Here is an 11840-nt window from a genome sequence, read left to right on the forward strand (position 1 = left end):
CGTGCAGGGAGCGGCCCGGCTACAGCAGCCGCTTCAGATACCGCCCCGTATGGCTCGCCTCGTTCGCCGCGATCTCCTCCGGCGTGCCCTGGCCCACCACCGTGCCGCCGCCGGCGCCGCCTTCGGGGCCCATGTCGATGAGCCAGTCGGCGGTCTTGATGACGTCGAGGTTGTGCTCGATGACGACGATGGTGTTGCCCGCGTCGCGCAGCTGGTGCAGTACCTTCAGCAGCAGCTCGATGTCGGCGAAGTGCAGGCCGGTGGTCGGCTCGTCGAGGATGTAGAGGGTGCGGCCGGTGTCGCGCTTGCTGAGTTCCAGCGCGAGCTTCACGCGCTGTGCTTCGCCGCCTGAGAGCGTGGTGGCCGACTGGCCCAGCTTGATGTAGCTCAGGCCCACGTCGAGCAGGGTGCGCAGCTTGCGCTCGATGGTGGGCACGGCCTTCAGGAAGTCGTGCGCGGCCTCGACCGTCATCTCCAGGATCTGCGCGATGTTCTTGCCCTTGTAGAGCACTTCCAGCGTCTCGCGGTTGTAGCGCTGGCCGTGGCAGACCTCGCAGGGCACGTACACGTCGGGCAGGAAGTGCATTTCGACCTTGACCACGCCGTCGCCCTGGCAGGACTCGCAGCGCCCGCCCGCCACGTTGAAGCTGAAGCGGCCCGGGCCGTAGCCGCGCTCGCGCGCGGTGTTGGTCTCGGCCATGAGTTCGCGGATGGGCGTGAACAGGCCCGTGTAGGTGGCCGGATTGCTGCGCGGCGTCCGGCCGATGGGGCTCTGGTCGACGTTGATGACCTTGTCGAAGTACTCGATGCCTTCCACCGACTCGTGCGCCGCCGGCTCCTCGTGCGCGCGGTAGAGCGTGCGCGCCACCGACGTGTAGAGCGTGTCGTTCACAAGCGTGGACTTGCCCGAGCCCGACACGCCCGTCACGCAGGTCAGCAGGCCGACGGGGAAGGCGACGCTCACGTTCTTCAGGTTGTTGCCCGTGGCGCCGACCACGCGGATTTCCTGCAGGTCGGTCTGCGTGGCGAGATGCGCGGCCTCGCGCGCGGCGCGGCGCTCGGCGGCGGGGCTCGGCGGAAAGCGAGGGGGCTTCTTGCCTTCATGAAAGGCGGGCTGCTTCGTCGACGGCAGCCATGCGGTCCGATGCTTCGGCACCTCGATCCTGCGAGCGCCCGAGAGGTACTGGCCGGTGAGCGAGTCGGGGTTGGACGAGACCTCGGCGTACGTGCCCTGCGCCATCACGCGCCCGCCGTGCACGCCGGCGCCGGGGCCCATGTCGATCACGTGGTCGGCGGCGTGGATCATGTCCTCGTCGTGCTCGACCACGATCACGCTGTTGCCGATGTCGCGCAGGTGTTTCAGCGTGCCGATCAGGCGGTCGTTGTCGCGCTGGTGCAGGCCGATGCTGGGCTCGTCGAGCACGTACATCACGCCGGTGAGGCCCGAGCCGATCTGCGAGGCGAGCCGGATGCGCTGCGCCTCGCCGCCCGACAGCGTCTCGGCGCTGCGGTCGAGGCTCAGGTAGTTCAGGCCCACGTCGTTGAGGAACTTCAGGCGCAGGCCGATCTCGCGCACCACCTTGTCGGCGATCTCTGCCCTGGCGCCGCGCAGCTCGAGCTTCTGGAACCAGTCGAGGGAGTCGCGCAGCGTGAGGCGGCTGAGCTCGAAGATCGCCATGCGCGGGCGCTCGGCGCCGTTGTCCGCGCCGCTCTCGTCGACCAGGAAAACGTTGCGCGCCTCGGGGCGAAGGCGCGAGCCGCCGCAGTCGGGGCAGGGCTGCATGTTGCGGAAGCGGGCGAGGTCCTCGCGCACCATCACCGAGTCGGTCTCGCGGTAGCGTCGCGTCATGTTCGGGATGATCCCTTCGAAGGGATGCTTCTTCGTGAGCTTCTTGCCCGCGAAGTTGCCCGACTCCATGGTGTAGTTGAACTTGATCTCCTCGGCCGCCGAGCCGTGCAGCAGCACCTGCTGCACCGAGGCCGGCAGCGATTCGAAGGGCGCGTCGACGTCGAACTTGTAGTGCCTGGCGACGCTCTCGATCATGCTGAAGTAGTAGCCGTTGCGGCGGTCCCAGCCCTTGATGGCGCCGCTGGCCAGCGACAGCGACGGAAACGCCACCACGCGCGCCGGATCGAACACCTCGCGGCTGCCCAGGCCGTCGCAGGTCGGGCATGCGCCCACGGGCGAGTTGAACGAGAACAGGCGCGGCTCCAGCTCCGACAGCGAGTAGTGGCAGATCGGGCAGGCGAACTTGGCGTTGAACAGGTGCTCCCTGTCGGGCGCTCCCTCGGCGCCCAACTCCAGCGCGATGGCGCGGCTCTCGGCCAGGCGCAGCGCGGCCTCGAAGCTCTCGGCCAGGCGCTGCTGCATGTCGGGGCGCGCGCGAAGGCGGTCGATGACGACGTCGATGTCGTGCTTCTCGGTCTTCTTGAGCTTGGGCAGGTCGTTGTATTCGTAGATCTGCCCGTCGACGCGGAAGCGCACGTAACCGGAGGCCTGCATCTCGGCGAAGAGCTCGACGAACTCGCCCTTCTTCTCGCGCGCCACGGGCGCCAGGATCATCAGGCGCGGCTCGTCGGGAATCGCCAGCACCGCATCGACCATCTGCGACACGGTCTGCGCCTGCAAGGGCAGGTGATGGTCGGGGCAGTAGGGCGTGCCGGCGCGCGCGTACAGCAGGCGCAGGTAGTCGTGGATCTCGGTCACCGTGCCCACGGTGGAGCGCGGGTTGTGGCTGGTGGCCTTCTGCTCGATGCTGATCGCGGGCGAGAGGCCCTCGATCACGTCGACGTCGGGCTTGTCCATGAGCTGCAGGAACTGCCGCGCATAGGCCGACAGGCTCTCGACGTAGCGCCGCTGCCCTTCGGCATAGAGCGTGTCGAAGGCCAGGCTCGACTTGCCCGAGCCAGACAGGCCGGTGATGACCACCAGCTTGTTGCGCGGGATGTCGAGATCGACGTTCTTCAGGTTGTGCGTGCGCGCACCCCGGATGCTGATGCGCTGCTGCGCCAGCACCGCGCCGAGGTAGGTGTTTCGTTCGAGTTCAGCGTCGCGAGCGCTTTCCGCGTCGGCTGCGGTGTGGGCTGTGGCTTTTGAATTCAAGGGAGGCGATCGTCCGAGGGCAACCGGACATGATAGACCGCCGACGATTTCATGGCGAGCCGGAGGGAACCGGCGGTTCGGACTTCGGGGTTTCTGCCGGCGGCGGGTGCACCGCTTCGGTGCCGGTGGAGGTGCTGATCGCACGGCTCACCATGTGCTCGGCCAGCGTGTCGTACAGCGGCCGGCTGATCATGCGCGAGACCAGGCTGGCCAGCATCGCGGCGGCCATCAGGCTCAGCACCATCGAGTGGCCGTCGACCATCTCCATCACGATGATGAAGGCGGTCAGCGGCGCCTGCGTCACCGCCGCGAGGAAGCCGGCCATGCCCATGGCGATGAGCGCCGGCCCCTGCTCGCTGCTTGCGAACCGGGCCACCGCGTCGCCGATGCCCGCGCCGATGGACAGCGAGGGCGCGAAGATCCCGCCCGGCACGCCGCACCACGCCGTGAGCCAGGTGGCGACGAACTTGAGCACGGTGTACAGCGGCGTCAGCTCGTCGTGGCCCTGCAGCATCTGCTTGACTGCCTCCGAGCCCGCGCCGAAGGTGACGCCGCCCGTGACCAACCCGATGACGGCCACAGCCAGCCCGCCGACCGCCGCGAAGCGCACCGGAAAGCGCGCCCGCCAGCGGTTGAAGCGCCCGGCCGTGCCGGTGAGCGAGGCGATCAGCAGCCGCGCGAAGAGGCCGCCCGCGGCGCCGCTCAGCAGCGTGACCAGCAGGCCTGGCCCGAGCACGTCCCAGCCCAGCCGCGGCACGCGGATCACGCCGAAATAGCTGACGTTGCCGAAGGCGGACACAGCCACCAGGCCCGCCAGCACGATGGCCGTGATGATCAGCCCGCTGGAGCGCGCCTCCAGCCGGCCCGACAGCTCCTCGATGGCGAACACCACGCCCGCCAGCGGCGCATTGAAGGCCGCCGCGATGCCGGCCGCGCCGCCGGCCACCAGCAGCGCGCGCCCGTCGATGGACGTGTTGGGCGACAGCCAGCGCCGCGCATGCTGCATCACGCCCGCCGCCACCTGCACCGAAGGTCCCTCGCGGCCGATCGACAGGCCGGCCGCGAAGCCCGCCACGCCCAGCCCGATCTTGGCGACTGTCAGCCGCAGCGAGGCGAACACGAAGCGCCGCTCCCCGGGCAGGGCCGGGTGGAGCGCGGCCTTGATCTGGGGAATGCCGGAGCCTCCAGCTCCGGGGAAGAAACGCAGGGTGAACCAGACGATGCCGGCCGTGAGCATCGGCGTGGTCAGCAGCACCGCCCAGGGCCAGGCGCGGTAGAAGCGGTGGAACTGGCCGAAGACCCAGTCGCTGGCCAGCGTGAAGCCCACCACGAAGAGGCCCGCCGCGATGGCGTAGCCCAGCACGATGGCGCGGTCGAGCCAGACGCGGCCGCTGGACAGCTCGGCGCGCAGATGCTCGAAAAAGTCAGGTTCCCGGTTCATCGCAAGCGCCCATTCTGGCACCGGGGGAGAAAGAGAGCGGTCGCCTTGGGGCACAATCGAGGGTTCTTCTCAACCTTCTCCTCCATCTACTTATCAGGGGCAGTGCATATGGCATCGGTCAATAAAGTCATCGTCGTCGGCAATCTGGGGCGCGACCCCGAGATGCGTACATTCCCGAGCGGCGACCAGGTCGCGAACGTCACAGTGGCCACCACCGATCGCTGGAAGGACAAGCAAAGCGGCGAAATGCGCGAAGCCACCGAGTGGCACCGCATCGTCTTCAATGGCCGCCTGGCCGAAATCGCCGGCCAATACCTGCGCAAGGGCTCGCAGGTGTATGTCGAAGGCAGCCTGCGCACGCGCAAGTGGACCGACAAGGACGGCATCGAAAAGTACACCACCGAGATCCGCGCCGACCAGATGCAGATGCTCGGCAGCCGCCAGGGCCAGGGCGGCCCGTCGGGTCCCAGCGATGACGACGGCGGCTACGGCGGTGGCGGCGGCTACTCGCAAGGCGGCGGTGGTGGTGGCGGCTACGCCCCGCGCGCACCCGCGGCCGCACCGCGCGCTCCGGCGCCGGCTCCGCGCCAGGCACCGGCCAAGTCGTCGTCGGGCTTCGATGACATGGACGACGACATTCCGTTCTGAAGCCGGACAGTTTTTGCAAATAGAGAGCCGCTTTCCCTTTGGGGAAAGCGGCTCTTTCTATTTCGGAGTCCGGCGGGTGCCGTCGTGCATTGGCTCGCGTGAAGTTCGCGCGAGGTGCGCGTGGAAGTGCGCCTACCCCGCCGTCCGTCCTTTTCCGTCTCGGCGCCAGCCAGGCGCTCGCTAAGGTTGCCGCTCCAATGAACAGGAGACCCCTATGAAAAGCATCATCCTCTGGCTGTGCGGCGTACCGATCGGCGTGATCATCCTGCTGAAGGTTTTCGGCGTCTTCTGATTGCAGCCACGCCCGGCGGCAGGCCGGGTTGCCGGCCATCTTGCTGGTGTCGTCCTTCTCCTGGGGATCACGCTGGCGGTCTGCCCAGCGTCGCCAGCCTCTTCCTCGCCGCCTGCAGCAGCCCGCCACGTTCCACGGGCAGCGCCGCCTTGGTATCCCCCAGCGCGATGATCTCGTGCACCGTGGCCGCGGCGAGCTTCGACGCCAGCGGATCGCGCGGCGGCATGCCGTTGAGCCGCGTGAGCGGAACGACGTGCACCTTCAGATGCCTGCCCATGGATTTCGACAGTTTCTGGCAGGCCGCCGCCATGGCGGCTTCGTCGGGCACCAGCTGGCCGTGCGCGACCAGCAGTTCCAAGGTGCCCTGCTCGTCTTCGCCCAGCACGAAGGCGCGCACGACGGAGTCCTTGAACTTGGACCGCAGCATGGAGCGGATCGGCTCCGCCGCGGCGAAGGAGCGCAGCGCGATGCTGCGCAGCTGGTCGTGGAAGACGAAGGAGCGGTCGATCCGGATGGTCTCGGGCTGCTCGGCCTTCGCTGCCTGGCGCTTCACGATGCCGCTGCTGACCAGGTGCCCGACGGTCGCCGTGGCTTCGGGTTCCGCCAGCCTGGCGCGCCGCGCGAGTTCGGCGGTCGGGAACTGCTCGTCGGCTGGTGCCGCGTACAAGACCGTGAGCAGCTTCTGTACTTCGGGAGAAAAAAGAAAATCCGCGGCGCTCATCCTTGCCTTGTTGCTGCTGACACGAAGCCCGCATTATCCGAGCCGCACTCCACCGCAGCCTGCGCGCCTGCGCATGACGACGACCGCGCCCGCCCGTGTTCGCGCAGGCCGCGCAGGTTCACCTCCATGCCCGTGCTCTGCTGCTGCTCGTGCAGCCATTGCACGACGCGCTCGGCGCGCCTCACGCCGATGCCCCGCACCGGATACCACCAGGTCACGCCGGCATCGTTGATGCGTTGCGCCAGCTGCTCCAGCGTGCCGAAGCCGGCCTGCGCGAGCCTTTCGGACAGCAGCGGGTCGAACCAGGCGGCGACGCTGTCGTGCGCCTGGGGCGCGTCTGCGCGAGATTGAAGAAGAAGGGTGTCCATGGTGTCTCCAGGCGCGAAACGGGAAGAGCGGCGGCCCGCGATGATTTAGCGCGTGTTGTGGATCGGATCGGCTGTGCTTTGCATGGGGCATGCCAGTGCGCCTGCGCGTTGATCCACAAGAGATTTCCCGATCCGTCGATCGTATGGTGTCGTCGATTCAGACAAATGGCGTGTCTGATTTTCAAACATATGTCTGATGACCGATCAGGGTTTGCCAGGCCCGCAAGTCCGTCGCCGCAGCCGCTGCGGCGCCGCGAGGCATAGTAGCCAGCATGGACCTGCGCACACTCCGCTATTTCATCGCCGTGCTCGAAGCCGGCAGCCTCTCTCGCGCGGCCGGGGCGCTGTACGTGGCGCAGCCGGCGCTCACGGCGCAGATCAAGAAGCTGGAAAGCGAGCTCGGCGTGCAGCTCTTCGAACGCTCGCATGCCGGCGTCACGCCCACGTCGGCCGGGCTGCGGCTGTATGACGACGCGCGCCGCCTGCTGAGCGACGCCGATGCCATGCGCGAGCGCATCCAGCGCCTGCCGCAGGGGCCCGAAGGCTCGGTCACGCTGGCCATTCCGTTCCTGCTCGCCTCGCTGCTGATGGGGCCGGTGCTGGCCGCGCTCAAGGAGTCGCACCCGCGCGTGCGCGTCTTCGTGCTCGACGGCCTGAGCCTGACGGTGTGCAAGGCCGTGCTCGAGCGCCGCGCCGACGTGGGCATCCTGGTCGACACGCCGCCTCTCGAAGGCTTGCGCTGCAGGCCGATGGCGCAGGAGGGCATGTACTTCTGCGGACGCGATACCGATGGCCGCGTCGCCCGGCTGCTGCGCGCGGCGCCCGCGGGCCGTCGGCGCTCCGCGACGAAGCCGGATGCCGGTGCGCCCGCCTATCCGCTGATCGACCTCGCCGACGCCGCCGCTCAACCGCTGGTGCTGCAGTCGCGCCGATTCGCGATACGGCAGGCAGTGGAGGGTGCGGCGAGCGCCCGCGGCATGCCGCTGAACATCGTCCACGAGCACGATTCCGCGCGTGTGATCCGCTCGCTCTACCTCAGCGGCGCCGGCTTCACCTTCGTGCCGGCCTGTGCGCTGAACGACAGCCCGGCGCCGCGCGAAGGCTGGCTGGTCGCGCGCGTGGTGAACCCGGAGCTTTCGCGCGCATACACGCTGGTCACCGCCGAGCGGCCGCTCGATGCCGTCACGCAGGTGGTGGTGGATGCGCTGACATCCCAGGCGCAGAGCCTGATCAGGCAGCGCAAGTGGATGGCCGAGTGGATGATGCGCGGCTGAGCTCACCCCGAGGCACAACGGGCCATCAATTCCGTTGATGGCCGCGGATCAGCAAACAGTATTTCTCCTGCGGCGCCGCTTCTGGAACAGTGCCGTGAACCGCAAAGGGCGGCACCCAGGAGACAAGCATCAATCCCCCATCCATTCCCCCAAGGCGCGTGGTCGCCAATGTCGGCGCACTCGTGGCGCGCAGCGCGCGTGCCAACGGCCGGCGCATCGCGGTGACGAGCCCCGCGCGCACGCTCAGCTACGCCGAGCTGGAACAGCGCAGCAACCGCCTCGCCAACGCGCTGCTGGGCCTCGGCCTCGCGCGCGGCGACCGCGTGGGCATCTACCTGGCCAACTGCGCCGAGATCGTCGAGATCGAGATCGCCTGCTACAAGGCCGGCCTGGTGAAGGCGCCGTTCAACTCGCGCCTGTCACCGAGCGAGGTGGGCGAGATCGCGGCCAACAGCGAGGCCGCGATCATCGTCACCACCAGCGAGCGCGCCGAGAGCTTCCGGGCGCACATCCGCGGCGAGATGCCCCGCCTGCTGCTGCTGGACGGCGATGCCGCGACGAACTACGAGGCCGCGCTCGCTCGCGCCAGCGATGCGTTCGCGCCGGTGGAAGTGCATGCCGACGAGCTCGCGGTGCTGCACTACACCTCGGGCTCATCGGGCGTGCTGAAGGCCGCGATGCAGACCTTCGGCAACCGGCTCGCGCAGCTGCGCAAGTTCCTGATCCGCTCCGAGGGCATGCACGAAGGGCACATCCTCGGCTTGGTGGGGCCGGTCACGCACGCCTCGGGCATGCAGATCGTGCCGGCGCTGTGCAGCGGCGTGACGATCCGCCTGTTCTCGGGCTTCGAGCCGGCGCGCTTCATCGCAGACATGCGCGCCGACCGCGTGACGCACACCTTCATGGTACCGACCATGATCAACATGCTGCTGGGCGAGCTCGAGGGCCAATACCGCCCGCTGCCCGACCTGCAGCGCCTGGGCTACGGCGCCGCGCCGATGGCGCCGGCGCGCATCCTCAAGGCCATGGACGTGTTCGGCCCCGTGCTGTCGCAAGGCTACGGCGCGGGCGAGACCACCTCTGGCGTGTGCGCGCTGACCACGCACGACCACCTTCATGCCCGCGCCGCGCGGCCCGAGCGCCTGGCCTCGTGCGGGCGCCCATTGCTCGAATGCGACGTGCGCATCCTCGATGACGAGGGCCAACCGGTGGCCACCGGCGAGATCGGCGAGATCGTGGTCGGCGGCGAGGACATCTTCGCCGGCTACTGGCGCGCGCCCGAGCTCACGGCCGAGGTGCTGAAGAACGGCCGCTACCACACTGGCGACCTCGCGCGCATGGACGAGGAGGGCTACGTCTACATCGTCGACCGCAAGAAGGACATGGTCATCAGCGGCGGCTTCAACGTCTATCCCTCCGAGGTAGAGGCGGTGCTGTTCCAGCACGAAGCGGTGCAGGAAGCCTGCGTGTTCGCGATTCCCGACGACAAGTGGGGCGAGTCGGTGGCGGCGCACGTGGTGCTCAAGCCCGGCCGCGCGGCGGAGGGCACGGCCATCGACGCTTTCTGCGGCGAGCGGCTGGCGGGCTTCAAGCGCCCGCGCCGCATCGAGTTCGTGGCCTCGCTGCCGAAGAACCCCAACGGCAAGGTGATGCGCAAGGCGGTGCAGGCGCCGTACTGGGCAGGCCAGGAGAGGATGGTGAACTGAGATGGATGCAATGACGACACCCGCCATCAACAACATGGCGCCGATCTTCGCGGGCCCCTTCGAGGGCTCGGAGCGCGCCGCCGAAGTCATCGGCCGCGTGCAGGCCTTCCTGAACGGCGAGCTGGCCGACCTGGCGCGCGAGCACGACATCGACAGCGAGCGCGGCGCGCCCCGTGAGCTGCTGCAGCGCGTGTGGAAGCGCTCGCGCGAGCTGGGCTTCTACGGCATGACGCTGCCCGAAAAAATGGGCGGCATGGGCCTCTCGGTGCTCGACCACGCGCTCATCAAGGAGGCGATCTACGCCACCGGCTCGCCCTTCGCGCCGCATGTGTTCGGCGAGCTGAGCGGCCCGCCGCGTGTGGGCGCGCTGGCACGCTTCGCGACGCCGTGGCAGATGCGGAACTTCATCGTGCCGGTGGCCGAGGCCGACAAGGCCATCTGCTTCGCGCTGACGGAAGAACAGGCCGGCTCCGACGCCGGCGCCGTGCAGACGCACGCGGTGCTCGACGGCGACGAGTACATCGTCAACGGCCGCAAGCGCTTCATCTCGGGCGCGCCCTTCGCCGACTTCGCGGTGCTGGTCGCCTCCACCGCCACCGACCCCGCCCAGCGCGAGGTGTCGGCCTTCTTCGTCGACCTGAAGGCGCCCGGCGTGCGCGTGGAGTCGGGCTACAAGACCATGGCCGGCCAGTCGGGCACCGGCAACATCGTGTTCGAGAACGCCCGGGTGCCGGCCGCCAACCTGATCGGCGAGCAGGGCCGGGGCCTGGCGCTGGCGCTGGGCCGCATCACCGTCAACCGGCTGCTGCATTGCCCGGCGATGGTCGGGCTGGCGCAGGTGGCGCTGCGCGACGCGCGCGACTACGCGCTGCAGCGCAAGCAGTTCGGCCGCGCCATCGGCCAGTTCCAGGCCATCCAGCACATGCTGGCCGACATGGCGACCGAACTCGCGGCGGCGCGCGCGCTGATGATCAACACCGCCCGCCAGATCGACGCAGGCTCGGACGCACGCGCCGAGGCCTCCATGGCCAAGCTGTTCTGCTCCGAGACCGCCTTCCGCGTGGCCGACCGCGCGGTGCAGATCCACGGCGGCGAAGGCATCGTGCAGGGCCGGCGTGTGGAGTTCCTCTTCCGCGTGCTGCGCATGTACCGCGTGCTCACCGGCACCAGCGAGATCCAGCGCAACACCATCGCCAAGGAACTGCTGGCGTCCGAGGCGGGTTGAGAACGCCTTGCGCGTTCCGAAGAAGAAGCAGACAACGAGACAAGCGACAGGAGACAAGACAATGACCGATCCACATCGCCGCAAGCTGCTTGGGCACGCCCTGGCCGCCATGCTGCAGCCCCTGGGCACGGGCCTCGCGCGGGCCGAAGAGGCCTACCCCAGCCGTCCCATCAAGTGGGTGCTGCCCTACCTGGCCGGCACCGGCCCCGACATCACCGCGCGCATCCTCGCCGAGGCGGTGGCGCCGGTCATCGGCCAGCCGGTGGTGATCGAAAACAAGGCCGGCGCGGCCGGCAACATCGGCGCGCGCATCGTCGCCAAGTCTCCGGCGGACGGCTACACCTGGATCTACTCGGCCGCGCCCATGGCCGCCAACATGCGCATGTACCGCAACCCGGGCTACGACGCGCTGAAGGACTTCCGCCACGTGATGCGGCTGGCCAGCTCCGACGTGGTGCTGGTCGTGAACGCCAGCTCCGACGTCCGCAGCCTGGCCGACCTCGTGGCCAGGGCCAAGGCGCAACCCGGGCAGCTGGCCTATGCCTCGGGCGGCGTGGGCACGCCTTCGCACCTGGGCGTGGAGATGCTGCTCTCGGCCGAGAACGTCACCGCGCTGCATGCGCCCTACAAGGGCGCCTCGGAGCTGGTCAACGCGGTGCTCGGCGACCAGGTCGCGTTCGGCATGCCGATCTTCAGCGTGGCCTATCCGCAGATCGTGGCCGGCAAGCTGCGTCCGCTGGCGGTGGCGGGAGCGAAGCGCAACCCCGTGCTGCCGCAGGTGCCCACGCTGGCCGAGCTGGGCGTGAAGGGGGCCGAGCTCACCTCGTGGGGCGGCATCTCGGTGCCGGCTGGCACGCCCGACGCCATCGTGCAGCGCATCCGCGCCGCCTTCGAGAAGGCGCTGGCGCAGCCCAGGGTGGTCGCGGCGCTGCAGGAGCAGGGCGGCAGGGTCGACATGCAGGACGGTTCGGCCTACACCACGGGCTTCACCAAGGAGATGGTATTCACCGAGGCCATGATGAAGAAGGTGGGGCTGGAGCCGCTCTGAGCCTCTGCGGTGCT

Annotated in this window: 9 protein-coding genes; 5 read left to right on the top strand and 4 right to left on the bottom strand. The window is 68.9% G+C overall.

Annotation, left to right across the window (positions count from 1 at the left end; all coding sequences use genetic code 11):
- Window positions 1-19: 19 nt before the first annotated feature.
- Together uvrA and ABL844_RS02505 are read right to left on the bottom strand one after the other, a co-directional pair.
- Entirely contained in the window at window positions 20-3103 is a 3084-nt protein-coding gene (gene uvrA, locus ABL844_RS02500; RefSeq protein WP_418130387.1) for an excinuclease ABC subunit UvrA, read from the bottom strand.
- 49 nt (window positions 3104-3152) lie between these two features.
- Window positions 3153-4544 carry a chloride channel protein gene (locus ABL844_RS02505; protein ID WP_369659914.1) on the bottom strand — a complete coding sequence of 464 codons (1392 nt, stop codon included), beginning with the start codon at window positions 4542-4544 and terminating at the stop codon, window positions 3153-3155.
- 108 nt (window positions 4545-4652) lie between these two features.
- Here ABL844_RS02505 and ssb point away from each other — a divergent pair, with 108 nt between their 5' ends.
- On the top strand, window positions 4653-5192 hold the full coding sequence (gene ssb / locus ABL844_RS02510; protein ID WP_184640175.1) for a single-stranded DNA-binding protein: 540 nt from the start codon (window positions 4653-4655) through the stop codon (window positions 5190-5192).
- Between the two features lie 359 nt (window positions 5193-5551).
- Here ssb and ABL844_RS02515 read toward each other — a convergent pair whose 3' ends face one another.
- Both ABL844_RS02515 and ABL844_RS02520 read right to left on the bottom strand, forming a co-directional pair.
- Complete coding sequence (locus ABL844_RS02515; RefSeq protein ID WP_418130388.1) at window positions 5552-6205, bottom strand: hypothetical protein; 654 nt, start codon at window positions 6203-6205, stop codon at window positions 5552-5554.
- Window positions 6202-6573, bottom strand: a complete 372-nt coding sequence (locus ABL844_RS02520; RefSeq protein ID WP_184640171.1) for a phage integrase family protein — start codon at window positions 6571-6573, stop codon at window positions 6202-6204. Before ABL844_RS02520 ends, ABL844_RS02515 begins: the two co-directional genes overlap by 4 nt.
- A 272-nt stretch (window positions 6574-6845) precedes the next feature.
- Between ABL844_RS02520 and ABL844_RS02525 the strand changes: the two genes are divergently transcribed.
- The 4 genes from ABL844_RS02525 (at window position 6846) to ABL844_RS02540 (ending at window position 11826) form a co-directional block, all read left to right on the top strand.
- A complete protein-coding gene (locus ABL844_RS02525; RefSeq protein WP_418130389.1) occupies window positions 6846-7847 on the top strand; it encodes a LysR family transcriptional regulator in 1002 nt (333 codons plus the stop codon).
- Between the two features lie 158 nt (window positions 7848-8005).
- Entirely contained in the window at window positions 8006-9553 is a 1548-nt protein-coding gene (locus tag ABL844_RS02530) for an AMP-binding protein (RefSeq protein WP_418130390.1), read from the top strand.
- Between the two features lies 1 nt (window position 9554).
- The gene (locus tag ABL844_RS02535) at window positions 9555-10778 is read left to right on the top strand and encodes an acyl-CoA dehydrogenase family protein (protein WP_418130391.1); all 1224 of its coding nucleotides are present in this window, start codon (window positions 9555-9557) and stop codon (window positions 10776-10778) included.
- A gap of 61 nt (window positions 10779-10839) precedes the next feature.
- Window positions 10840-11826 carry a Bug family tripartite tricarboxylate transporter substrate binding protein gene (locus ABL844_RS02540; RefSeq protein ID WP_184640165.1) on the top strand — a complete coding sequence of 329 codons (987 nt, stop codon included), beginning with the start codon at window positions 10840-10842 and terminating at the stop codon, window positions 11824-11826.
- Window positions 11827-11840 lie beyond the last annotated feature (14 nt).

Source organism: Variovorax sp. 278MFTsu5.1, assembly GCF_048305045.1.
GTDB lineage: Bacteria > Pseudomonadota > Gammaproteobacteria > Burkholderiales > Burkholderiaceae_C > Variovorax > Variovorax guangxiensis.

What these genes read in the sequence shown, in the direction of transcription:
- ABL844_RS02505 (WP_369659914.1), bottom strand. Translation starts at nt 4,544, where the DNA reads ATGAACCGGGAACCTGACTTTTTCGAGCATCTGCGCGCCGAGCTGTCC.
- ABL844_RS02525 (WP_418130389.1), top strand. Translation starts at nt 6,846, where the DNA reads ATGGACCTGCGCACACTCCGCTATTTCATCGCCGTGCTCGAAGCCGGC.
- ABL844_RS02520 (WP_184640171.1), bottom strand. Translation starts at nt 6,573, where the DNA reads ATGGACACCCTTCTTCTTCAATCTCGCGCAGACGCGCCCCAGGCGCAC.
- ssb (WP_184640175.1), top strand. Translation starts at nt 4,653, where the DNA reads ATGGCATCGGTCAATAAAGTCATCGTCGTCGGCAATCTGGGGCGCGAC.
- ABL844_RS02540 (WP_184640165.1), top strand. Translation starts at nt 10,840, where the DNA reads ATGACCGATCCACATCGCCGCAAGCTGCTTGGGCACGCCCTGGCCGCC.
- ABL844_RS02535 (WP_418130391.1), top strand. Translation starts at nt 9,555, where the DNA reads ATGGATGCAATGACGACACCCGCCATCAACAACATGGCGCCGATCTTC.
- ABL844_RS02515 (WP_418130388.1), bottom strand. Translation starts at nt 6,205, where the DNA reads ATGAGCGCCGCGGATTTTCTTTTTTCTCCCGAAGTACAGAAGCTGCTC.